Below are 21,936 nucleotides of genomic sequence, written 5' to 3'. Positions count from 1 at the left end.
AGACCCTCAAGGTTGCCCAGATCCGCCTGCCGCGCCGTAGACCTGACCGGTCGCATAACTCGCATCGGCCGCCGCAAGCTGGACGTAGATTGAGGCGAGTTCCACCGGCTGACCTGGCCGGCCAAACGGCGTCATGCCGCCGAATTTTTCAAGTTTCTCCATCGTGGCGCCACCGGAGACTTGGAGCGGCGTCCAGATCGGACCCGGCGCGACGCCGTTAACACGGATGCCCTTCGACGCGAGTTGCTTGGCCAGCGACTTCACATAGTTCATGGTCGCGGCTTTGGTCTGCGCGTAGTCGTAGAGATCGGGAGATGGATCATAAGCTTGCTCGGAGGTGGTGCCGATGATGCACGATCCTGGTTTGAGATGCGGCAAGGCCGCCTTAAGAATCCAAAAGGGCGCGTAAATGTTGGTCTTCATGGTGGCGTCGAAATCTTCCGACGACACGTCGAGGAGGGATGCGCGGGTTTGTTGCCGGGCTGCGTTGTTGACGACGATGTCGAGACCACCGAGACCTTCGACGGCCTGCGCGACCAGCTTGCCGCAAAACGCTTCGTCTTTGAGGTCGCCCGGAATCGCTAGACCGATGCGTCCCTCCTTCTTGATCAGTGCGATCACCTCTTGGGCGTCCGGCTCTTCTGCCGGCAGGTAGTTGATGGCGACATCCGCTCCTTCACGCGCATATGCGATCGCTGCTGCGCGGCCCATTCCGGAATCGCCGCCGGTGATGAGCGCCTTGCGTCCGGCGAGTCTGCCGGAGCCCTTATAGCTGGTTTCGCCATGGTCGGGCTGCGGCTCCATCTTGCCGGCAAGGCCCGGCCAAGGCTGCGATTGCTCCTTGAACGGCGGCTTGGGATAGCGGCTGGTGGGCTCAGTCAGCTCTTCTTGGGCCATGGTGGTATTGCCTTTCGTTGTAATGGGGGCCAGCGACGCCGCGGCAAGCGCAGCACTCGCAACTTGGACGACGCGTCGGCGGGACACGGATGTGTCGGGAGGAGGCGTCATGGGTCTCTCCGCGGATTTAAGGCTCAACGCGGGGACCGACGCATCGTTGCTAATCGAGGGGAGCGCCGATCGACCGGCGCCCCGGCATGAGCCTACGGTGCCCATGAGGCACGGCCGGCACGTCTTTACTTCGAGAGAGCCGTCGTCCAGCTCGAGCCGGCCTTCGCTTACAAGGGTGAAATCGATCACATGGCCGCGTGCGTATTGAAGGGGCGTCGCCCGCGAACCCCGGACGAGGAGGGTCTGCAGGACCAGAAGCTGATGGAAGCAATCTACCAATCCGCCGCCGAGAACCGGCCGGTGGCATTGGAGAGCATTTCGGGGGAGGATCGCTTTCGCGGTCCCGCCGTCTAATATCCATCGTTGCATCACGCTAGGAACATCGCTTGCGTCCTGCGGTTTCTCAATTCCACAGAGAGAACCGATATGCCCAGAAAAACACTTGGCGACATCGCCAAGGATATGGCCGGCATCGACATCGCGATCCTGTCGACTCATACGGAGGGCGGCGAGATCGCCAAACGTCGGATGAGTAATAACGGTGAAGTTGCTTACGACGGAACGTCCAGCGAGCAGACCCGAGTGGTCGTTGATATCCGGCGAGATCCCAAGGTCGCCTGGGCTTCTCCTCCGAAGGTGGCTTTTTCTCGCACGGCATCTATGTCGCCGTAGAGGGAATTGCCGAACTTGTTCGCGACAAGGCGGTCCTCCAGCAACACTGGACGAGTGATCTCGATAAGTGGTTCGAAAACGGCGTCGACACGCTGAGCATCGTGCTCATCAAGGTGAAGGCCACGCGCGCCACATATTGGAAGGGACGCGAGGAGGGAGAGATCCAGTTGTGATCTAACAACTTGGCCGTAGCGGATCTCGGAGCCTGTCGCGAACCAGTTTCGCGACATCGGCTATCATAGGACACAGCTCTTTAATCGTCCTTGTTAAGGGTTTCGCCGACGCCCAATCCAAGCGTTCCCCGGTCGCCGTGGACCAGATCGCGGTCCTTCCCCTCCGTCTTGTCGGCATCTTCGGCGACGGCTTCCCACATGTCGCGGGCCTTGTCTTTTCGGAGGGTGGTGGGTGGCGTCTTGGGCTTGCCGAGTTTCAACGACATTGCGAGCTCTCAAGCGAACCGCGTCGGCTTGGGTGGGTGCGCCGTCTTGGGGTGATGATCAACCGAGTTTGCAATGACCCCATCGTCGGTGGCAGCCGCGAACAGTAGTCTCCTGCGCATCCCGGGGCAGGTCCGGCCATACTTTTGGGGTTGCACGCCTGAGCAAGGGCGCAAATCTATTTTCGTCCATCAGCCGTGTCTCCTGGTGATTGTGCGGCCTCCTTTCGAAGTCCGCCCCCGTTGCGGCGGGGGCGGAAGCAAGCAAGAACTATTTCTCCGGATGTCCCGTGCCGGGCTTGGTGGTCTTCGGCGCTCTGCCGTCCTCAATCCTTCCCTCATTACGGAGATTGCGGCCCTCCTGGGCCTTCTTCTGACTTTCCGGGGATTTGCCGTGCTCGTAGAGTTCTTCCTTGACGTAGCCGGCACCTTCCTTGATTTCACCCTTCACGCTCATGGTCTTTTTTCCTTCTGTCTGATCCGCACAGCATTCCGTGTCTGCTAAGCAAACGCACCGTCGGCGCATACGCTCCAAGAGCAGCCGAGCTTTGTGACAATTCCGAAAAGTTCCCTGTCCGGAACGAAAGGCCTCGCGCGCGAGCACCCCTTCGCAAGGCTCGGCAGGCAGAGATCAGATCGCACATGAGCGAACGCTTAGGTCTCCGGGTTTGCAGGCGCCAGAGTAAGGATGTGAATGGGATCACCGCGTGTCGGCGGGCCTCATAACGACAAAGGCCATGCGGGCGTCACGCCACATGGCCTTTGCTGGGGACTGTCCCGCTCCTCGCGTAGATTCCGTCTCCGGATTTCTAATTCTTTCGTCGATGTCTCCGTTCCGGCACGCTTCACATAATCTCAGTTCGCAAAGGGTTTAGTGACGGTCAGCGGGAATTGACGCGTAGGCGACGGCGAGATGGGACGTCACGAAGTTCTGGCCGTACGGACGACAGGCGCAATATAAGGCCGAACTTGCTTGGAAATACCGAGCAGAACCCGCGTCGATTCCTTGCTCCCGGCCTGCCCCCAACCTCATGAAGCCCCCGGGCCGCGAGAAAACCTTCCCACAAAGGTTGGCGATCTCGGCATTTCCTGCGCTAGGGTCGTTTGCGCGCTGGAAGGGGCGGTCGCGAAGCGATCGCTACAGTGGCCAACTAAAATTCAAAGGGTGTGACCGATACCGAGATCTTGCCGTCCTTCGATCTTTGAACGCTGAACCCAACGGTCTTCGAAGCCTTCGTGTCGCCCACTGTCGCGGAGATGCCACCGCTACAGTAAAGCGTACTGCCATCTTTGCTCTTCGAGGTCGTTACGATCTGTTCTCCCAGGAGATACCGAGGCTTCTCGTTCCCTGGACTGGGCTTCGCGGTGGAGTTCTTCGCGGCGAAAGCTGCCAACGGATTGCGGTGGTCGTCCGCAACAGTCTGAAGCACAGCGCTTCGGGTTCGCGCTCCGCAATGATCCCAACCTGCTCGACGACGTCAGCCTGCTGGTGTTCGACGAAGGACACATGATCGGCCTCAACGAGCGCGAGGTCCAGTACGAAGTACATATTCAACGGCTGCTGCGCCGGATCGACGCCGCACAGCGCCGGATCGTGTGCCTGTGCGCGATCCTGCCCGACGGCGATCAGCTCGACGATTTCGCCGCCTGGCTGCGGCGGGACCATCCCGGCGGCGTGATCAAGAACGATTGGCGGCCGACCCGATTGCGGTTCGGCGAGGTCGTCTGGTCGCCCTCGACGTCGACGGCGCGGCTTAATCTGCGCGTCGGGGACGAGCGTCCGTGGGTCCGGCGCTTCCTCGTCGGGGCGCCCCCGCCCAAGTGGGCGAAGCCAAAGCGCCAACGCAAAACTCCGTTCCCTCAGGATCAGAGGGAACTCTGCCTCGCGACCGCGTGGCGGCTGGTCGAGGACAAGCAGACGGTGCTCATCTTCTGTCCCATGCGCAGGAGCGTCGAGCCTTTCGCCGACGTCATCGTCGACCTGCACGAACGGGGCGCGCTGCCTTCGATGCTCGAGGCCGACCCTTCGGTCCTGAAAACCGCGATCGCGCTCGGCGAGGAATGGCTCGGTGCGGACAGTCCCATCCTCAAGTGCCTCCGCATCGGTGTGGCGCTGCACCATGGCGCGCTGCCGACTGCCTACCGCAAGGAGATCGAGCGGTTGCTGCGCGAGAACGTCCTCAAGGTCACCATCTCCTCGCCGACGCTGGCGCAAGGGCTGAATCTGTCCGCGACCGCCGTGATCATGCACTCGCTGCATCGCGCCGGCGAACGGATCGACGTCGCCGAGTTCAAGAACGTCATCGGCCGGGCCGGCCGGGCCTACGTCGACGTCGAAGGTATCGTGCTGTTTCCCATATTCGACGACTTGGCGAAGAAGCGGAAGAGTTGGGAGGGGCTGATCGACGATCTCAGCGCACGCAACATGGAGAGCGGGCTCATCCAGCTGATCACCGCGCTCCTCAACAGAATGCACGCCCGTATCGGCGGCGACATCGGTCACCTGACGGAATACGTCGTCAACAACGCCATGGCATGGAGCTTTCCCGAGGTCGCCGGCGAGAAGCCCGAAGCGCGCGAGAACGCACTCGCAGACTGGCAACGTCACATCGCGACCCTCGACACCGCCATCCTGAGTCTCATCGGAGAGAACGACGTGCCGGACGAGGGAATCGAGGCCGCGCTCGACGACATCCTGCAGTCTTCGCTTTGGCACCGGCGCCTGCAGCGCTACAACGAGGCGTCCCGCCGCATCTTCAAGGCGGGCTTGGTCTCGCGCAGCCGGCTCATCTGGAAACAATCAAACGCGACACGCCGTCGAGGCTACTTCCTCGCTGGCGTGGGGCTTTCCGCCGGGCATGCGCTCGACGCCATCGCGGCGGACGCGAACCTCCTTCTCGTCCAGGCCAACGCCGCGATCCTGATGGGCGACGCCGACGCGGCGATCGCCGCGATCACCCGCATCGGCGAGCTCGCATTCACTTTCTATCCGTTCACACCCGACACGATGCCCGACGATTGGCGAGCGGTGCTGCGGGCGTGGCTGTTGGGTCGCCCGCTCGCGACCATGGCCGCCGGCCGGGAGGCAGAGACGCTACAGTTCGTTGAGGGAGGACTGGTATTCCGACTCCCCTGGGCCCTCGAGGCCATCCGAGTGCGCGCCGCGACGCATGGAGACACCATTGGCGGCTTGCCGATCCAAGACTTCGAACTCGGCCTCGCGGTCTCCGCGGTGGAGACCGGAACGCTGAACCGGTCCGCCTCGATTCTCATACAGGCGGGCTTCAATTCTCGGCTCGCAGCCATCAAGGCCGTCACCGACACCAGCGCCACCTTCGGCAGCGGTCAAGAGCTGCGGCAGTGGCCTTCGCACACAGTGACAGGGGGAGCCATGTCGGTGAACTTTGTGGCGATTGTCTGAAGTCGAGCCATGCCGTCTCTCATCGGCCAGTGCTTTGCCGAAGGAACCGGCGGCCTCTCGTCGCTGTCAGCGAGTTACACGTCGATCCACGACCTTAGAGCGGAACAAACCGACGTCGTCATCCTTTGTGAAAGAGCGGAGCCTCGATCCCGGAGTGCTTCCGAGGGGACCGGCTCATGCTCCGACAAACCAGCAACGAAGACCAGATCCTGGACCGCACCGCCGAGGTCGCGGCCACCATTGCGGAAGAAGGCCTTCGTTATGTCAGCGACTCCACGCCCGGTTACACACGCAAGCGGGCGGGGACTACCTTCAGCTACTACGACAAGGACGGCAAGCGCATCACCGATGCCGCCGTCATCCGACGCATCAAGTCTATCGGTATCCCGCCGGCCTATGAATCGGTCTGGATCTGCCCCTCGGCGAACGGCCACATCCAGGCGACCGGGCTCGATGCTCGGGGGCGCAAGCAGTACCGCTACCACGCAAAATGGCGCGAGCTGCGCGACCAGAACAAGTACGAACACATCGTCCAGTTCGCGGCCGCGCTGCCCGCGCTGCGCGACCGTGTCGCGGCCGACATGAAGCTGGAAGGTCTACCTCGCGAGAAGGTCCTGGCCACGATCGTCAGTCTTCTGGAGAAGACTTTGATCCGAATCGGCAACGCCGAGTATGCCGAGAAAAACAAGTCCTACGGGCTCACCACGATGCGGCGAAAGCACGTTGCGGTGGGCCGCGGCGTCCTTCGGTTCGACTTCACGGGCAAGTCGGGCAAACAGTGGAAACTTCGCGTCGAGGACAAGCGGATTGCCGCCATCGTGAAGCGCTGCGCGGAGATCCCAGGACATGAGCTCTTCAAGTACCTGGACGACGACGGGCAGCCGCGTACCGTCGATTCCGGCGACGTCAATGCCTACATCAAGGACATCACAGGCGAGGACTTCAGCGCAAAGGATTTCCGGACTTGGGCGGGGACGGTTCTGGCGGCGTTGGCGCTGACCGAGTTCAAGAAGTACGACGGCCAGGCCGAGGCGAAGCGCAACGTTGTCGCCGCGATCGAGAGCGTCTCGAAGCAGCTCGGCAACACGCCCGCAATCTGCCGCAAGTGCTACGTGCACCCTGAAGTCTTGAATGCCTACATGTCCGGTGACCTCGTCAAGATGATCGAAGCCAAAATCGCTCGGAAGTTCAAGCGACAGTACGCCAAGCTCACGTCGGAAGAGATCATGGTGCTGGCGTTTCTGCGCAAGCGTCTCGATTCTTTGAAGGCCCTCGCCTAGTCCCGCGATCAGTTCTTAGACGGCGCTCTCCGCGATCGGTTGTAAGCCGGCCTTAACGGTACGCGCTCTCGTCGGCAAAAAGGAGCCCTCGCCTTGCAATCGGGGTGCTGGGCTGGTCTGGGCGAAGGGGACGGTCTCGGCTGGCCATAGCCCCAGAGTCGGCTTCCATCCTCATCCCCCCCTTGCCGGCTCTGTAAAACGCGCCGTGCATAAATCGGCGGCCCAATAGCCGAATCGGAGCGCATTCGATAGTTCGGAGCGGCATGGCCGCAAACAAGGTAACGGCGGTACGCTTGGGGCTGGGGAGGCAACCGACGGTCCGGGACTATCAAGCCGCCAAGCTCCGCTGGCGGCTTTTTTCTTTAACCTTCCTCAGGAGGCTTCCGAGAAGCCGGGCTGTCAGCTTCGGCTTCCAGACTTATTGCAGACATCCCGCCGGCTGCATGTGAAGTCCGCTAGTGACCCTGGCTGTGTGAAAAGCCACGAGTCGGCTAAGATTCCTCCGTCAAACGTGAGAAGGATGGTGCGCCGGCACCGAAGAACGAGAAGAAGTAACGTCAACCCTTCGCCGCCGCGATATCAATGAGCGCAATGCCGAGATCGGGCTTCTTCTTTCGCCTGAGGTGAGCAGGCGTATCCGTAACGACAACCTCCAGCGTCGGGCGCACCTTACCCTCGAGCAAATGCCCGCCGCGGGTGGTCCCGTCGGCCAGTCCCAGCACCACATGGATGTGAAGGCTTGCCTTGCCGTCGTCGCCCACGGCGATGTCGCCGAGCGCGCTCAGCACTTCGCACTGTTCGGCAACTTCGATCTTCTTGTAGGTTTTCTTGTCGAAATCGAACCAACCCACCGTCGCCCTTTCGAAGGCGCCGATGGCGGTCAATGAGGCCGCGGTAATGCCGGCGTCACTCGCAAATTTCGTAAGCGCAGCGAACGCCTCTTCTCCGGAATCGAGAATCACGACAAGGGTCTCGGAACCCGACACCCCGGCTATCCTGGCGCTCTTCATGACCGGGCGCTCGCGCTGGGCTGGAAGCCCTTTGTGCTAACTTTAGTGATCATTTGGCCGGTCAGCTTCATAGGTCCGATCCCTCGATCTCGTTTGTGAGCGCTGCACGCGCCGGGAACAGGTCAGATGTCAGCGCGTACCGATGCGTTGATGTCGCGGGCGGAAACCGGAAAAATGCGCCGCGTCCATCGTCCCCGTTGCGTCCGGTTGTCACCCGGCGGTGTAAGAGCCAACGCCGCTTAGCGGGTTTGGTTCGGACCAGCGCGAGGAACCGCGCGCATGGGTCCGGGTTGGTCGCCTGGATCGGTTTCGTCGCGAGGATGCATGACAGACCCGGACGTTCGTGAGGGGATGCCGCCCGTCAAATTGTCGCGCGAGGCCTTCGAGGCGCGCTACCGCAGTCAGTTCATCGATCCCGCCTTCGCGCCGCTGACACGTGAGCTCGATGCCATCGTCGGCGCCGCCTGGGATGCCTACAGCCATTCGCGCAAGGCGCCACTGACGCGCAAGGCCGGCGAAGGCTTTGCCGATCCCGATTACGATCTCGCCGTCGACTGGCTCGATGCGCGCGCCGCGATCTTGGAAGCGCAGCGCCGGCATGACGATGCCAACGAGGCCCCCCGCATCCTCGTCATCAACGGCTCCGCCCGCAGCGAGCACACCTGCCCCGGCGAGATGTCGAAGACCTGGCGCCTCGTCGAGCAGGTCGAGCGCGAGTTCATCGAGATGGGCTTCGCCGTCGACGTGCTCGATCTGTCACGGCTGACCTCGGAATACGGCCGCACCATCCATCCCTGCAAATCCTGCGTCTCGACCGCGATGCCGCTCTGCCACTGGCCGTGCAGCTGCTATCCCAACCATTCGCTGGGCCAGACCAACGACTGGATGAACGAGATCTATCCCCTATGGGTCGCTGCGCACGGCATCCTCATCATCACGCCGGTGAACTGGTATCACGTTCCGGGCGGGCTCAAGGCGTTGATAGACCGCATGGTCTGTGCCGACGGCGGCAACCCCGATCCGACCTCGACCCACGGCAAGAAGGCCGCGGAAGCCAAGACAATCGAGCTGAGGGGCTGGTCCTATCCGCGTCATCTCGAGGGCCGTCACTTCGGCCTCATCGTTCATGGCGACAGCGTGGGCGCCGAGGGCGCGCGCCGAGCGTTGTCGGACTGGCTGATCGACATGCACCTGGTCTCCGCAGGCCGCTTCGGCGAGACCGATGGCTATGTCGGTTACATGGAGCAATATGCGACCTCGCACCAGGCGCTGGATGAAGACCATGCATTCCAGCAGGAAGTGCAGAACACGGCGCGCGCGCTGGGCAATGCGATCCGGCTGGCAAGAACGGGCCGGCTACAAGATCCCGGCTGCGGGTTGAAGGATCCCAACCCGAAGTAAACGCGGCTGTTGGCGGCCATTAGGAACATCAGGCTTTGCTGAAGGTCGGTCGCCGCAAACATCGAGGCGGCAGCTTCGCGACGCTGCCGCATGAAGGACATCAATCATGAAACGGACAATCATTGCTCTCGGCTGCCTGCTTCTCGCCGGGTCCGCGCTCGCCCAATCGCTCGGAGAAAAAAGCGGCGTCAACTCGGCGCTTGGCGTCGCGCCGACCACCGCCGACTTCGTCAAGGAAGTGGCGATCTCCGACATGTTCGAGATCGAGTCGAGCAAGCTCGCCGAGCAGAAGGGCAATGCGCAGGAGAAGACGTTCGCCCAGCAGATGGTCAGCGATCACACCAAGACCTCGAGCGAGTTGAAAGGTCTCGTCAGCAGCGGCAAGGTCAAGGCCGAGGTCCCCGCCGCGCTCGACACCTCGCACCAGAGCAAGCTGGACAAGCTGAAGGCGGCAACCGGCAAGGACTTCAGCTCGGATTACGATTCCTATCAGGTTAGCGCGCACAAGGACGCGGTGTCGCTGTTCGAGCGCTACGCCAAGGGCGGCGACAATGCGGACCTCAAGGACTGGGCCGGCAAGACCCTCCCTGCGCTCAAGCATCATCTCGATATGGCGCAGGAGCTCGGCAAGGCTCCGAGCGTCGGCCAGACCAGCAAGTAATCATCAGCGATCGAGAATGCCGGTTGACGCCGGCATTCTCCGTCGACGCCTCCCCGCCTTTGACGGCAATCGGGAGAGCTCGCGTGCCCAGATCATCCAGGCAGTTCGTGACACGACGGCAGGTCGTCCGCGCAGCAAGCGCGGGCCTTGCCGCGGCCGCGCTGCCACACGCGAAAGCACAAGGACACCAGACCATGGCCGACCAAACTCTCGCTGATCCTACATCCCTCTATCCGAAGCCTCCTTTCAAGAGGCAGTCCCAGCCCTGGCCGGGCCTCGCCGGCAAGATGGATCCGAAGCCGGATCACGGCGAGACCAGTTACAAGGGCTCGGGCCGGCTCAGCGGCCGCAAGGCGCTGATCACCGGCGGCGATTCCGGCATGGGCCGCGCAGCGGCCATCGCATATCCGCGTCAACGGCGTCGCACCCGGCCCGATCTGGACACCGCTACAGGTCTCCGGCGGCGCCACGATGGAGAAGCTGGAGAAGTTCGGCGGACAGACGCCGATGGGCCGCCCGGGCCAGCCGGTCGAAATCGCTTCGATCTACGTGCAACTCGCGGCCGCGGATGCGAGCTATGCCACCGGGCAGGTCTATGGCTCATCCGGCGGCGCAGGCCAGCCCTAGGCGGAGCAAGAACCGTTCGAGCTTTGGAACATGAGCCCATTAGGAACTTGAGCTCGACGACGCGGTTGTCGGCGATTCCCAACCATTGGAGCTTCGCGATGAAAGTAGGACACTCCGTCTTCGCCGCCTGCGTAGCAGCCATTCTCGCCACTGGCGCTGCACAGGCAGGCCCATGCAACACAGCCAACAAGGACGCAGGTTCGGGTCCAACGCCCGGCAGCACCGCACAGACGACCACTGGTACGGCAACGGCAAGCAAGGAGCATCCGCCGACCGCAGCCATGGACAAGGCTTCAGGCAACGTCGCAACGTCCTCGCAGGACGCGCAGCGTCAGACGCAGGGTCAGCCTACGGCCTCGCAGGAAGCGCAGGGCGCGGCAAAAGCCGGAAACGATTGTTAGCAAGTCTGCGGAAGTTTGCGCGAGCTCCCGGTAGGGGCTCGCCGCTTCCTAGCCTTGCAGCGGCTCAACTGAAATCATCGACGTTGGGCAAGCTTCGGCGGTACGGTTATGCTGGCGCCCGATCGCGTCACTTCGAGTGTCGCTTGATCGTCTTGATGGCGTGGCCGGGACCGTGCCAACCCAGGAACTGGAGCTCTTTCTTTTCGAGCGCGACCGTCGCTCGGAAGAACAGTTCGAGTTCCTCGACGGCCCGGGCGGGAAGCTTCCGAATGTCCTCCAGATCGGTCTCCAGCGACGAGCGGTCCGGTACCGCGAATACGCGGTCGTTGCGCTCTTCCTTCCCGTTGCTGTGCTGGAGCACCTCGAGAACGCCGACTGGTCGGCAGCGCAGCACGACGCCGGGATAGGTCCGTGAATCGTGGATGATCAGGACGTCGACCGGATCGCCGTCTTCGGCCTTGGTCGAGGGGATGAAGCCCCAGTCGTACGGATAGGAGAGGCCGGCCATCAGCGGCTTGGCGAGCGTAAAGACCTTCAGCGCGGGATCCCAGTCCAATTTGCAGGAGCTGCCGCGCGGAGTCTCCACAACGCAGTTCGCCAAATCCTTGTCCGCCCAGGTCGGCAGCTTGAGAAAATTGGCCATGTACCCTCTGGTCCCGATTACTCCTGCGGCGGCTGCCCGTTCGACGCGGACACGCCGCCGTCCACGGCGACGTTCGCGCCGGTCATGAAGCTGGCGTCATCACTCGCGAGGAAGGCGATGACCGCTGCGACTTCCCGGGGCTCGCAGACGCGTCCGAGCGGTATTCGCTCGGCGAACTTCGCCAGCAGCTCCTTGTCATCCATCATGTCCTCGGTCATGCCGGTGCGCGTCAGGCTGGGGCAGACGGAATTTACGCGGACGCCTTTCTTCCCCAGGTCCATCGCCAACGCTCGCGTGAGGTTCACGACGGCGCCTTTCGCGGCGTTGTAAGGGCTCATCGACCAATCGCCGCCCATTCCCGACACCGACGCGGTGTTTACGATCGAGCCTTTCGTCTTCAAAAGATGGGGGAGGGCGGCCCGGCAGCCGAAGAAGACGCCATCGGCGTCGGTCGACATGACCTTCCGCCACTGCTCGTTCGTGATCTCCGCCGGATCGCCGCCTTCGTGAACGCCCGCATTGTTGACCAGCACGTCGAGCCGGCCGAAACGCTTCACGGTCGCAGCGACCAGGTCATCGACGGACTGCGAATCCGACACGTCCGCGACAAGGGCGAGCGTGCGCTCCGGCGGAAGCTCGCCGGCGACCTTTTCGAGCGCCTCGCGCTGGCGGTCGATGAGGGCGACCTTCGCCTCTTCGGCCGAGAAGCGACGCGCCGTCGCCTCGCCGATGCCGGATGCCGCGCCCGTGACGATGATGACCTTGTCCTCGAAGCGATCCTTCATGTCCGAATCCTAGTCGTCCCTGTTTAGATCTTCGTCGTCGTCGAGTCCCAGGGTCCCGCCGTCGCCATGCACCAGATCCCGGTCTACGACGCCGGTCTCGCCGGCGTCCTCAACGACGGCTTCGCGCATGTCGCGAGCCTTGTCGGGGTTCGATCGGCGTCGTCTTCGGGTATTTGCGCGCGAGCGGCATGGAATTCTCCGGTTCGTGTTTACGGCCCGCCTAGGCGAGGCGGGTCGGCCTGGCCGGATGGTTTGTTCTCGGATGGTGGTCGTGAAGGTACTCGGCGAGGGAGTTGGCGATGACGCCATCGTCCACGGCGGCGGCGAACAGTTGCTCCTGCGCGTCCCGAGGCAGATCGGGCCATACCTTCAAAGCGGCACGGCCGAGCAGGGATGCGAACTGAACTTCGTCCATGTGCGCTGGCTCCGAGAGGGTGGCGGTGCCGGTTGTCGGCACCGAGAACTCTTGCGATGGAAGAGCGTCCGCGGCGGGGACGCTCGCCGCTTGGCGCGCGCCTTCCCGGGCAAGCCTGCCGTCTCCCACGATCTCGGCGACGATCTGCTTTGCCGTCCCGATGGCGGTATCTTTCGCGCTCACGCGGCGTCTCCCGTGCCAATCGGGACCAAACGGGCGAGGTGCGTTGCCGTTCCTCGCGGGAGGGGTCTGCGGTGACGCGCCGTCAGGAGGGCAGGTCCTGTAGGATCGGGATCCACAGCGGGGCGAGGAGGTCATGCGGTTCGCTCGGGAGCAGGATGTGCGCTCCAGCTCCGGCGGCGACGCGCCCGCCGACCCGAACGACGCCCAAGACGCCGCATTTGAATGGAGGGCCCGTTTTCTCCGACGACAGGACCTGTCTTTTGAGCCGGGCGCGGAAGCGCTCGATCAGGACGCATGGCGTCCGCAGCCCCGTCAGCTCCACGACCGCCGAGGGACCAAGGCGGATGTGCGTCCCGAGCGGCACGCTCGAGATCCAGGCCGGCCGTCGTGATGTTCTCGCCGAGTTCTCCGGCCGCCGCATCGAAGCCTGCTTCGCACCGCGACTCGAACAGCTCGGCCGGGATCAGATGGATCTGGCGGAGGTTGGGCATGCGGGGCGACCGGCGAGCGAGATACCTGTGGCGGACGAAAGCGCCGGCGTGAAGCGTCTCCCGCGACGCCGATTCCTTCCTCGAGGTCTATGTGGTCCTGGACCGGCTTGCTGAAACGATGCGCCCGATCCGCAGCGATTGCGACTGCCGTACCCTGCAGCACGAGATCGTCCATGCTGCCCTCGAGCCGTCCGATCGGAAGACCGTAGCGCCAGGTCTGCGAGGCGCATCGCGTCAACCATGTTCTCTCGCCGCACCGACGGTGTCGGCCATCTTCGCGCCACGCGCTCCGAGGGGCTTCGGTCTTCCCGTCGTGGTATCTCGGGCGGTCTGATGCTCCATCTCCGCGTTGAGCTCGGCTCCGAGCAGGATCACGATGGCCGAAATCCAGAGCCACGTCATGAAGCCGATGACCGCCCCCAAGGATCCGTAGGTGGCGTTGAAGGTGCCGAAGTTGGCGGCGTAGAAAGAGAACAGCGCGGAGGCCGCAAGCCAGAGAATCGTGGCGGCTGCGCTGCCCCAGGTGATCCAGGTCCACCGAGGCGCCTGACGACTCGGGCCGAACCGGTAGATGCAGGCCAGCGCAACGGCCAGCGCGACGAAGAGGGCGGGCCAGCGTCCGATCCGGACGAGCAAGTCCGCGGCGTTCGACAGTCCGACGTACTTTAGCACCACTGGAACGACGACGACGCCGCCTAAAGCAACCATCACGAACGCGATGCCGCCGACGGTGAATCCGAGCGATATGGCGTTGAGCTTCACGAAACCGCGTTTCTCCTGCTCGCCGTATACGATGTTCAGCGTGTCGAACAGCGACTTCATGGCGGCGTTGGCGCTCCAGAGCGAGATGACGAGGCCGATCGCGAACGTCAAGCCGAGCGTCTTGTCGCCCTTCGTGGCGACGCGCGTGAGCTGCTCGCGAGCAACGTCCACCGCGCCCCCGGGGATGAAGCCGGCCACGTCGTCGAGATGTTTGGCGATGCTACCGGGATCGGAGAAGATGCCGTAGATCGCGACCAGCGCGGCGATGGCCGGGAAGATGGCCAGAAGGCTGTAGTAGGTCATGCCCGCCGCGAGCGCGAGAATGCGGTGCTCGCCGATGTTGCCGTAGACCCGCCAGAGGATGTCCTTCCATCCCCGCGCGGGGATTTCCGCGGGCGACGTTGCGTGGCGTCCGCGGTCTCCGGCCTCCGTCGCAAGCTCGGCCGGCGAGGCATGCCGATCGGCATCCTCTTTCGCCGGAAACGCTTCGTCGTCCTTGGTCCGTGCCGTCCTTTCGGGCGGCGCGATGCGGTCCCACAAAAGCGCCACGGCGAGCAGTCCCAGCGCTGCCGCGAGATTCAATCCGTCACCCCGGCGAGCGGTTTTCCGAACTGCGCTCATGTTTTCCTCCGGATCAAGCAATCGCTGGAACGAGGGAGGAGTTCCTGGGGCCAACGTCTTGCGGAAGGTCAGCCCCTAGGCCAGCATATCCCGCACTTTGCAGCCTAGGACCACGCCGGACAGCCGTCGCGCCGGCGACATTTGCAAGCACGATCACCCAGTCGCCTTCGATAGCGCCATAGATGATCCACAGCCCGAGTCCCAGCGTGAGCGCCGACAACATGCCAAGCGAGAGGTCGCCGGTGGATCCCCGGGGCCAGGCCTTCATGACTTGTGGCAGGTAGGAGAGCGATGCGAGGAGCGCGGCGATCCCGCCGATGTAGGGAGCGAACGAGGACAAGGGCTTGACTACTTGGGCTCGACCTTGAGGGGCGGGTCGGTCGGCTGGACCGTGGCGCCGGCTGCCGCAGCGGCGGCCTCAGTCGTGACGCCAGAATCCGCATGCACCGCACCGGAATCTCGTCCGCCGATCAGGAATATCCCGACGCCGGCACCCAGCACGAGCATCGCGGCCAAGGCCAGCTTCTGCGCCATCCTTTTCTTCACTGGACCTCCAATTCGCTTTTTCAACAACGGCTTCAGCGGATGGTTCCTCTGTGTTTAAGCGAACCGGGAACTGCCTCCAGCGTTAGAATGAATGAGATAGCTCAACCGGACGAAGCAATGGCTCATGTGACCGTCAAGCCCACGAAAGCAGATGTGCGGATCGCGCGGACGGTCGCTCGCAACACCAATCACCGAGCGGAGATCATGGCGCGTGGGCTTACCTGGGGAGCCGACGAGAAGATTCTCTTGGTCCTCGCAACGGCAGGTTGGCTCGCGACTCGAACGCAAGGCGAGGCGCTGCGCCGGGCGGGCAATCACGCTCTGCTGGTAACCGTAGCTGCGTCGCTTCTGCCCCACGGCATGAAATCTCTGTTCGACCAGACCCGCCCCGACCGCAGGACCGTACTTGGACACATCCACGGCATCTCGTTCTCGGGGGAGCGGGAGGACGCCTTTCCCTCCGGACACGCGCTGCACATGGGTGCGCTGGCGTCCGCGGTCGGACCTCTGCCGCGCGGACCACGCCAGGCGATCCGCGCGCTCGCGATCGGTCTCTCGCTCACGCGAGTGGCCGTCCTGGCGCACTGGGCAAGCGACGTCGTAACCGGATTCGTGCTCGGCGCCATGCTGGAGCGAATCCTTCGTCTCTGGACCGGATATGCCGCCGACGGATCGATGGAGAGCCGCAATGCCGATAATTGAGGACTTGAAGGAATATGCGGAGCGCGCGACTGGCCTGCGGCGCCCCGGAAAAAAGGGAGCTGCGGATCTTGTGCATGAGCGGAATCCTGCGACCGTTCGCTTCAAGGACGATGGTCTGGTCCCCAACCATCCCCGATGGCCGCTGGTTATCTATCGGAAGGTGGTCGAGCTTGCCGGAAAACATGATCCCGCCGCGGTGATGGAAGACCTGTTCGAGGCCAACGGCTGGGGCGATAGCTGGCGCGACGGCATCTACGACTATGTGCACTATCATTCCCGGATCCATGAGGTACTCGCTATCGCGCGCGGCAAGGGACGGGTCCGCTTCGGCGGCAACAAGGGACGAACGTACACGCTGAAGGCCGGCGACGTCGCGGTTCTGCCCGCCGGGACCGGTCACCAGTGCCTGTCGGCGGACGATGACTTCCTCGTCGTGGGAGCCTATCCGGCGACCGGCACCTACGACGAATGCACGGCGGTCGAGGATCGTCCGCGCGCGCTCAAAACGATTCCGAAGGTGGCAGTCCCGCGTAAGGACCCGGTCTACGGTGCCGCCGGGCCACTCGCGAAGCTTTGGAAGAAGCCGAAATGAGCGAATACTTGATCCGCTTACTGGTGGGCGGCGCGGTGGTATCGGCCTTCGCGATGCTAGGCGACCTCCTGAGACCAAAGAGCTTCGCCGGCTTGTTCGGGGCCGCGCCTTCCGTCGCGCTCGCCACGCTAGGTATCGCGATCCACCAGCACGGCGCCAACTACGCCGCCGTCCAGACGGGATCGATGATGGCCGGCGCCGTCGCGCTTGCCATCTATAGCGCCTTCGTATGCCAGCTTCTCGTTCGGGCGCGGGTGAGGGCTCTGCCCGCGACCTTGATGTCGATCGTGGTCTGGCTCGCCGCGGCGTTCGGCCTGTGGGCCGTCGCCGGAGGTCAGGCATGACGTCGCCCATTCGCGTCTCGCTCTCCTCGCTGCGGGAGGGGCGCTGGTATGAGTACGTCATCCGCTTCGCGCTCGGCGGCGCCGCCACGGTTTTCACCGGCCTCATCAGCAGCCGATACGGCGCTTCGATCGGCGGTCTCTTCCTCGCGCTGCCCGCAATCTTCTGCGCCAGCGCAACTTTGATCGAGAAGCACGAAATCCGCCGCAAGCGCGAGGCCGCCCTTCCCGGGGAGCGACGCGGTCAGATGGCGGCCGCGCTCGACTCGGCCGGCGCCGTTCTTGGGTCCGCGGGCATGTTCGCATTCGCAGCCGTGTTCTGGTTTTTGGTCGAACGAACCGTCGCCGGAGCGTTCGTGGGCGCTTCTCTCGCCTGGTTGGCGGTCTCGGTCGCGGCCTGGTACGTGCGAAGCAAAACGAGATCGAGCCGACGGACGGCCGCTCGCGAGAAGGGCCGGCCCGCCTTGCCGCGAAGCCGGCCCCTCTGATGCTCCACTTGCCGTCAGGCCACGGTCGAGGCCTTCGCGTTGACGCCCTTGCGGAGAGCGACCGTGTTGAGCTTGGTGTTGGCCGCCTTTTCCTCGTTCAGATTGGTGGTCAGGAAGCGCACGATCTCGTCGTGGCCGAGTTCTTCGGCCCACGCGATCAGCGTTCCGTAGCGGCACATTTCGTAGTGCTCGACGGCCTGCGCGTTCGCGACGATGGCGGCATCAAGCACGGCCTTGTCCTCGATCTCGCCGGCCGTCTCGTCTGCCTCCTTGATGATGCCGTCGATGGCGGGGCACTTGGTGCCGCTGGGCTCCTTGCCGAGCTTCGCGAACGCCTTCTCTAGGCGCTCGACCTGCTTGTTGGTCTCCTCGAGATGATTCTTCAGGCCGGCGACGAGGTCGCGGTTGGTAGCCTTGTCGATCATCTTCGGGAGCGCTTTGAGGATCTGCTGCTCGGCGTAGTAGATGTCCTGCAGACCGTGGATCAGCAGGTCGTCCATGGTTTTGATGTCCTTGGTGAAGATACCCATAATAGACTTCTCCTTTCGCAATTGGCATGGAACGCCCGCGCCCTTTCACGGTTCCGGTCTGCGACGTCGGGGAACCCCATGAGCGACCGAGCCGAGACCTTCTTCGCCCGAAGCAACGGCTAGGTCGGCGGTGGCGCCCGGCCGTTCGTCACCTCTCGGATGGCCTCGACGATCTGCTCCGGGTGATACGGCTTCTGCAGCATGAGGCTGTTGGGTACGGGGCGCGGGGTGACTGGCGAAAATCCCGTCGCATAGATCACGGGAAGGTCGGGATGCTGCTCGCGGCAGCGCTCGGCGATCTCCCAGCCGTCGATTCCGCCCGGCAGCTTGACGTCCGTGACAAGCACGTCGGCGGCCTGGCGGCCGCACCATGAGAGCGCCTGTTCGCCGTCGGCGGCGTGGATCACGTCGAAGCCTTCTTCCCGGAGAGCTTGGACGACGAACTCGCGGATCAGGGGATCGTCTTCGACGACGAGGATACGCACCGGAAAAACCCTAATAAGTTGGCAATCGCAATGAATCTCGAACCTCCGAGTCCCTGAGCCGGTTCCGCGATTCAGATGGGATAGTTTTCGCTCGCATCAGCCGAAGCGAAAACGGACTCGCCGAGGCGCGGGGCCGTTCGATCGAAGGGGTTGTCCTGCAACGCAGCGCGCGTGAAAACTCACGCCGCCTTCTGATTCACGTCGCTCAGAGCGAGCTTGTTGAGCTTCTGGTCCGTCGCCTTCTCCTCGTCGAGGTTCTGCTGCAAGACGGAGGCGCAGTCGTCGCGGCCCAGTTTCTTCGCCCAGGCGATCAGCGTGCCGTAACGCGTGATTTCATAGTGCTCCACGGCCTGCTGTACTGGCCCTCCATCAGATCGCGCAGCAGCGTGTCGCGGTCGGTGCATTCCTCGCCGGTCTCGGCCCAGGCGCGCCCGTGGCGGCGGCCGTAGGTGTCGAGGACGAGGTAGATGTCGTGTTCGGTTTCGGGAATAATTGGCGGGGCCTGACGCATAGTCACCTCCACCAAGCGATGATCCAAGCGGTTCGGGGAAGGGAAAGGCTGCTTATTCAGGTCGAAATCGGCCTGCGCCGCTGCGAGGGCTGGTCACGCCTCCGAACGGATCGCCCTGCGCCAGCGGTTTTCAGTAGAAGCGGCCGCCGGATGACCGCGGCTGCGCTCGGTTCCAATAAGGGTTGACCAAGCACATCGCTGCACGGCCACTCCCACTCGCTCGGCACTGATCCCATGTCGAGTAGGAGCAGTCAAAGTAGTAGCCGCCACCCCACTGCCAAACCTGAAGACAAACTGGAAAACTCGGATCGTACATTTGAGCTTTAGCCGGGGTCATCACCAGGATCGCCGCACTGAGGAATATCCAACGTAGCATCCGCATCGCCACCTCCGCTTTGCGCTGTCCTTCGCTGCGCAAGATATCCCTGCGCGGCGGTGAGCGCCTGCTCCTCGGATATGGTGCCATTCACGACTCTGCGACCGGCACTGTCGTCGTAGTACACGCCTTGTGCTAGGGCATCGCCATGACCGCACTGACCCGACGCGCAGCGACAACGGCCACCAGGAAACCTGGCACATCTATTTCAGCGATGTCCGCATCGGCACGATTGGCGTGCGCGGCGGCGTGTCGACCACCGCCGACGAGTGGGGTTGAGACGTCGGCTTCTATCCCGGCATGGAACCGAGGGCACGGCGATCTAGTTCGGCCGCGACGTTCGACAGGGGGGCGCTACAGGGAGCCCATCGCGCTCGCGGTGTAGCCTATCGCGCCGGACATCCGGTGTGACGTAACGGTTGGGAGGGCGAACAGCACGTAATGCAGTGCCGGTCGATCCGGCGATCAGGACAACCCACATGGGCCACAGCATCTTCGAATGCGTGCTATTGACCGGGGGCGCCTATGGCTCAAGCCTGCTTTTGACCTCCAGCGGTCTTCAGACCCACATCGCATTTGATCCCAGCAGGCCAACACGCAAACAAGCATGTCAGAGCCGCTGCCCGAATCCGCCTTTTCATCGAATTGGTCGCTTGGAAAGCTGCTACCTAAGGATCGTCCACAGGGCTATACTCACCTCAATTGCGCTCAGTCACACCAAGATCAAGTGTGACCCTAATGTTTGATACTGACAGCGCGTCCACTACGCTGATCAATATACGCGGGGAGGTTACGATGACACCATTCTCCCGTCGCCGTTTGCTCGACATTGCTGGCTCAATAACTGCTGCGTCTGTTCTCAGCGCACTGCGCCCCGTCCGGGTTGCGCAAGCGGCGGAGGAGAAGAGCACGTGGAATGTCAAGGGCCTCTATATGGAGGCCTGCAATTGCGAGGCAATGTGCCCTTGCGTCGTCGGAAATGCCCCGACCTCCGGCTTGTGTACGGTCCTTCTCGGCTACCATGTTGAAGCCGGCCGGAAAGGCGACGTGACGCTCGATGGCTTGAACGTGGTGAGAATGAACGTCTCGCCAAGCCACATGGCGAAAGGCAATTGGCGGGGGGCGTTCTACATCGACGAGCGCGCCAACCCTGCGCAACGCGAGGCACTGAGCGCGATCTTCTCCTTCAAGCCGGGAGGTGCATTTGCGGCGCAGGCCGGATCGGTCGCGGAAGTGCTCGGCGTCAAATTTGTGCCGATCACGTTCGAGGTTCAAGGACGGAAGTGGAAGATGGCAATCGCTGGAATCGGGGATGCCGACATCACTGCGATCGAGGGGCTGGACGGCAAGGAGATCCGTGTCGAGAACTTGCCGCGAAGACCGTTTCCATACGTGGCCGCGAAATCCACGCATACCACGTACAGAGACTTCGATCTCCAGTGGGAGATCAGCGGCAAGAGTGGATTCTATGCGCCTTTCGCCTTCAACTCGGCCTGAAAGTCCTCGTCTAATCTCAATGGAGGGTTGGCGCCTCTTGCCCGTGGGAGTCTTGGTCGGGCTCTTTATCGGAGGGGGGTGGACGTACCTTGTCTACATGGATTGGGGCATGCGCCACATGAATGTCGGTATGGACATGTGGATCATGCCTCAGATGGTGGACTGGGACGCGACCGATCTCGGCCTCGTCTTGCTGATGTGGACCGTGATGATGGCCGCGATGATGCTGCCATCCGTCCTGCCAATAATCCTAGTTCTCACCCGCATCGGCGGCTCCGCGCACGCCGCCGGATTTATCGCGGGGTATCTTGTTGCTTGGGGCGGCTTCAGCATCGCGGCCACTCTCGTGCACTGGGCGCTGCTCAAGGCGACCCTGGTCACGCCGATGATGGAGAGCGCGAGCACGTTCTTGAGCGCCTTTGTATTCGCAATTGCTGGGCTCTTCCAGTTCACGCCATTGAAGCAGGCCTGTCTCGTCCGGTGCCGCTCGCCATGGGGAGCGGTGCTCAATCCGTCGAGCGCTACAATCGCGATGCGTGGGGGCTTTCGCTATGGCGCTTTTTGCGTCGGCTGCTGCTGGGTGTTGATGGCGCTGCTGTTTGTCGCAGGTGTCATGAATCTGCTTTGGATCGCGGTTATTGCTGCCTACGTCATCGCAGAGAAATGGGCGCCGGGCGCGGCACGGTTTAGCCGCGCGGTCGGTGCGCTGTTGTGCCTGGCGGCAGTCGTAGTGTTCGGCGTCGGCGCGAGCTGAAGACGTCCCCAGGTGCTGGCGACGAAGCCCATGAGGAGATTCCGGATCGCGGCGGTCGCTGCACCGATGGAAGTAAATCGATAATGTCCTGAGGGAGGGGCTGCGGGAGCGTCGCGTTCACACTCCTGATGTCAGCTTGTGGCCGAAGAAGGCCGAAGCTGTGATGTCGGCGTCGGTATTGGACCGGACGGGGGGCCGCGCTTACCTCGACCGCCGCTTGTGACCCTGGCTGTGTAAAAACGGCGGTCTGCTGTTATGATTCTCCTGTGATTCTTTTGGGGGAATCGATGAGGCGCT

Annotated in this window: 27 protein-coding genes and 3 pseudogenes; 15 read left to right on the top strand and 15 right to left on the bottom strand. The window is 63.0% G+C overall.

Annotated elements, in window-relative coordinates:
• Nucleotides 1-6: 6 nt before the first annotated feature.
• Nucleotides 7-1,008: an SDR family oxidoreductase gene (locus JQ627_RS26330; protein WP_409363819.1), complete on the bottom strand. Its 1,002-nt coding sequence runs from the start codon at nucleotides 1,006-1,008 to the stop codon at nucleotides 7-9.
• Between the two features lie 171 nt (nucleotides 1,009-1,179).
• Here JQ627_RS26330 and JQ627_RS39805 point away from each other — a divergent pair.
• From JQ627_RS39805 to JQ627_RS39175, 3 genes and pseudogenes are all read left to right on the top strand, one after another.
• Nucleotides 1,180-1,362 (top strand): annotated as a pseudogene (locus JQ627_RS39805) (Gfo/Idh/MocA family oxidoreductase); the annotation flags it as partial.
• A gap of 72 nt (nucleotides 1,363-1,434) precedes the next feature.
• On the top strand, nucleotides 1,435-1,680 hold the full coding sequence (locus JQ627_RS39180) for a hypothetical protein (protein WP_249143380.1): 246 nt from the start codon (nucleotides 1,435-1,437) through the stop codon (nucleotides 1,678-1,680).
• Nucleotides 1,626-1,853 (top strand): pyridoxamine 5'-phosphate oxidase family protein, encoded by a 228-nt coding sequence (locus JQ627_RS39175; RefSeq protein ID WP_249143398.1) that lies wholly within the window; start codon nucleotides 1,626-1,628, stop codon nucleotides 1,851-1,853. The genes JQ627_RS39180 and JQ627_RS39175 overlap by 55 nt, the downstream gene beginning before the upstream one ends.
• An 80-nt stretch (nucleotides 1,854-1,933) precedes the next feature.
• On the opposite strand, the gene JQ627_RS26320 is transcribed toward JQ627_RS39175, so the two are convergent.
• Nucleotides 1,934-2,119, bottom strand: a complete 186-nt coding sequence (locus JQ627_RS26320) for a hypothetical protein (RefSeq protein WP_212486991.1) — start codon at nucleotides 2,117-2,119, stop codon at nucleotides 1,934-1,936.
• Nucleotides 2,120-2,387: 268 nt separating this feature from the next.
• Nucleotides 2,388-2,573, bottom strand: a complete 186-nt coding sequence (locus JQ627_RS26315; RefSeq protein ID WP_212486990.1) for a hypothetical protein — start codon at nucleotides 2,571-2,573, stop codon at nucleotides 2,388-2,390.
• 1,050 nt (nucleotides 2,574-3,623) lie between these two features.
• On the opposite strand from JQ627_RS26315, the gene JQ627_RS26310 reads away from it, so the two are divergent.
• Both JQ627_RS26310 and JQ627_RS26305 read left to right on the top strand, forming a co-directional pair.
• Complete coding sequence (locus tag JQ627_RS26310; protein ID WP_212486989.1) at nucleotides 3,624-5,537, top strand: helicase-related protein; 1,914 nt, start codon at nucleotides 3,624-3,626, stop codon at nucleotides 5,535-5,537.
• A gap of 176 nt (nucleotides 5,538-5,713) precedes the next feature.
• On the top strand, nucleotides 5,714-6,817 hold the full coding sequence (locus tag JQ627_RS26305; protein WP_212486988.1) for a DNA topoisomerase IB: 1,104 nt from the start codon (nucleotides 5,714-5,716) through the stop codon (nucleotides 6,815-6,817).
• A 557-nt stretch (nucleotides 6,818-7,374) separates the two neighbouring features.
• On the opposite strand, the gene JQ627_RS26300 is transcribed toward JQ627_RS26305, so the two are convergent.
• Nucleotides 7,375-7,827, bottom strand: coding sequence for a PPC domain-containing DNA-binding protein (locus JQ627_RS26300; RefSeq protein WP_212486987.1), 453 nt, complete (start codon nucleotides 7,825-7,827; stop codon nucleotides 7,375-7,377).
• Nucleotides 7,828-8,151: 324 nt separating this feature from the next.
• Between JQ627_RS26300 and JQ627_RS26295 the strand changes: the two genes are divergently transcribed.
• The 3 genes and pseudogenes from JQ627_RS26295 to JQ627_RS26285 all read left to right on the top strand — a co-directional run bounded on the left by JQ627_RS26295 (nucleotide 8,152) and on the right by JQ627_RS26285 (nucleotide 10,516).
• A complete protein-coding gene (locus tag JQ627_RS26295; RefSeq protein WP_212486986.1) occupies nucleotides 8,152-9,228 on the top strand; it encodes a flavodoxin family protein in 1,077 nt (358 codons plus the stop codon).
• A gap of 106 nt (nucleotides 9,229-9,334) precedes the next feature.
• On the top strand, nucleotides 9,335-9,889 hold the full coding sequence (locus tag JQ627_RS26290; RefSeq protein WP_212486985.1) for a DUF4142 domain-containing protein: 555 nt from the start codon (nucleotides 9,335-9,337) through the stop codon (nucleotides 9,887-9,889).
• 194 nt (nucleotides 9,890-10,083) lie between these two features.
• Nucleotides 10,084-10,516 (top strand): annotated as a pseudogene (locus JQ627_RS26285) (SDR family oxidoreductase).
• A gap of 528 nt (nucleotides 10,517-11,044) precedes the next feature.
• On the opposite strand, the gene JQ627_RS26280 reads toward JQ627_RS26285, so the two are convergent.
• The 6 genes from JQ627_RS26280 to JQ627_RS26255 form a co-directional block, all read right to left on the bottom strand.
• Nucleotides 11,045-11,560, bottom strand: a complete 516-nt coding sequence (locus JQ627_RS26280; RefSeq protein WP_212486984.1) for an inorganic diphosphatase — start codon at nucleotides 11,558-11,560, stop codon at nucleotides 11,045-11,047.
• A 17-nt stretch (nucleotides 11,561-11,577) separates the two neighbouring features.
• Nucleotides 11,578-12,345, bottom strand: coding sequence for an SDR family NAD(P)-dependent oxidoreductase (locus JQ627_RS26275; protein ID WP_212486983.1), 768 nt, complete (start codon nucleotides 12,343-12,345; stop codon nucleotides 11,578-11,580).
• A 220-nt stretch (nucleotides 12,346-12,565) separates the two neighbouring features.
• A complete protein-coding gene (locus tag JQ627_RS39680) occupies nucleotides 12,566-12,943 on the bottom strand; it encodes a hypothetical protein (RefSeq protein WP_312015809.1) in 378 nt (125 codons plus the stop codon).
• A gap of 725 nt (nucleotides 12,944-13,668) precedes the next feature.
• On the bottom strand, nucleotides 13,669-14,817 hold the full coding sequence (locus tag JQ627_RS26265; protein ID WP_249143379.1) for a YihY/virulence factor BrkB family protein: 1,149 nt from the start codon (nucleotides 14,815-14,817) through the stop codon (nucleotides 13,669-13,671).
• Between the two features lie 13 nt (nucleotides 14,818-14,830).
• Complete coding sequence (locus JQ627_RS26260; RefSeq protein ID WP_249143395.1) at nucleotides 14,831-15,085, bottom strand: SemiSWEET family sugar transporter; 255 nt, start codon at nucleotides 15,083-15,085, stop codon at nucleotides 14,831-14,833.
• 80 nt (nucleotides 15,086-15,165) lie between these two features.
• Entirely contained in the window at nucleotides 15,166-15,363 is a 198-nt protein-coding gene (locus tag JQ627_RS26255) for a hypothetical protein (RefSeq protein ID WP_212486982.1), read from the bottom strand.
• 117 nt (nucleotides 15,364-15,480) lie between these two features.
• On the opposite strand from JQ627_RS26255, the gene JQ627_RS26250 reads away from it, so the two are divergent.
• Genes JQ627_RS26250 through JQ627_RS26235 form a run of 4 tightly spaced genes read left to right on the top strand, consistent with a single transcriptional unit; the run spans nucleotide 15,481 to nucleotide 17,486 of the window.
• Nucleotides 15,481-16,065 (top strand): phosphatase PAP2 family protein, encoded by a 585-nt coding sequence (locus JQ627_RS26250; RefSeq protein WP_212486981.1) that lies wholly within the window; start codon nucleotides 15,481-15,483, stop codon nucleotides 16,063-16,065.
• Entirely contained in the window at nucleotides 16,052-16,657 is a 606-nt protein-coding gene (locus tag JQ627_RS26245; protein WP_212486980.1) for a cupin domain-containing protein, read from the top strand. Before JQ627_RS26250 ends, JQ627_RS26245 begins: the two co-directional genes overlap by 14 nt.
• Nucleotides 16,654-17,001, top strand: coding sequence for a DUF3147 family protein (locus JQ627_RS26240; protein WP_212486979.1), 348 nt, complete (start codon nucleotides 16,654-16,656; stop codon nucleotides 16,999-17,001). The genes JQ627_RS26245 and JQ627_RS26240 overlap by 4 nt, the downstream gene beginning before the upstream one ends.
• Nucleotides 16,998-17,486, top strand: a complete 489-nt coding sequence (locus tag JQ627_RS26235; protein ID WP_212486978.1) for a DUF3147 family protein — start codon at nucleotides 16,998-17,000, stop codon at nucleotides 17,484-17,486. Before JQ627_RS26240 ends, JQ627_RS26235 begins: the two co-directional genes overlap by 4 nt.
• Nucleotides 17,487-17,500: 14 nt before the next feature.
• Here the strand turns inward: JQ627_RS26235 and JQ627_RS26230 are convergent, their stop codons facing one another.
• The 5 genes and pseudogenes from JQ627_RS26230 to JQ627_RS26210 all read right to left on the bottom strand — a co-directional run bounded on the left by JQ627_RS26230 (nucleotide 17,501) and on the right by JQ627_RS26210 (nucleotide 19,388).
• Nucleotides 17,501-18,016, bottom strand: coding sequence for a ferritin-like domain-containing protein (locus JQ627_RS26230; RefSeq protein ID WP_212486977.1), 516 nt, complete (start codon nucleotides 18,014-18,016; stop codon nucleotides 17,501-17,503).
• A 119-nt stretch (nucleotides 18,017-18,135) separates the two neighbouring features.
• Nucleotides 18,136-18,501 carry a response regulator transcription factor gene (locus JQ627_RS26225; protein ID WP_212486976.1) on the bottom strand — a complete coding sequence of 122 codons (366 nt, stop codon included), beginning with the start codon at nucleotides 18,499-18,501 and terminating at the stop codon, nucleotides 18,136-18,138.
• Nucleotides 18,502-18,680: 179 nt separating this feature from the next.
• Nucleotides 18,681-18,854 (bottom strand): annotated as a pseudogene (locus JQ627_RS26220) (ferritin-like domain-containing protein); the annotation flags it as partial.
• Nucleotides 18,812-19,012 carry a hypothetical protein gene (locus JQ627_RS26215; protein WP_212487188.1) on the bottom strand — a complete coding sequence of 67 codons (201 nt, stop codon included), beginning with the start codon at nucleotides 19,010-19,012 and terminating at the stop codon, nucleotides 18,812-18,814. The pseudogene JQ627_RS26220 and the gene JQ627_RS26215, both read right to left, overlap by 43 nt.
• Before the next feature lie 130 nt (nucleotides 19,013-19,142).
• On the bottom strand, nucleotides 19,143-19,388 hold the full coding sequence (locus JQ627_RS26210) for a DUF3551 domain-containing protein (protein WP_306330602.1): 246 nt from the start codon (nucleotides 19,386-19,388) through the stop codon (nucleotides 19,143-19,145).
• A gap of 132 nt (nucleotides 19,389-19,520) precedes the next feature.
• On the opposite strand from JQ627_RS26210, the gene JQ627_RS26205 reads away from it, so the two are divergent.
• From JQ627_RS26205 to JQ627_RS26195, 3 genes are all read left to right on the top strand, one after another.
• Complete coding sequence (locus tag JQ627_RS26205; RefSeq protein ID WP_212486975.1) at nucleotides 19,521-19,667, top strand: hypothetical protein; 147 nt, start codon at nucleotides 19,521-19,523, stop codon at nucleotides 19,665-19,667.
• Nucleotides 19,668-20,183: 516 nt separating this feature from the next.
• Entirely contained in the window at nucleotides 20,184-20,885 is a 702-nt protein-coding gene (locus JQ627_RS26200) for a DUF1326 domain-containing protein (RefSeq protein ID WP_212486974.1), read from the top strand.
• 109 nt (nucleotides 20,886-20,994) lie between these two features.
• Nucleotides 20,995-21,639 carry a DUF2182 domain-containing protein gene (locus JQ627_RS26195; protein ID WP_212486973.1) on the top strand — a complete coding sequence of 215 codons (645 nt, stop codon included), beginning with the start codon at nucleotides 20,995-20,997 and terminating at the stop codon, nucleotides 21,637-21,639.
• Nucleotides 21,640-21,936 lie beyond the last annotated feature (297 nt).

The sequence above is a fragment of the Bradyrhizobium liaoningense genome (assembly GCF_018130785.1).
GTDB lineage: Bacteria > Pseudomonadota > Alphaproteobacteria > Rhizobiales > Xanthobacteraceae > Bradyrhizobium > Bradyrhizobium liaoningense_A.
This window is presented reverse-complemented; position numbering and strand designations above follow the sequence as displayed.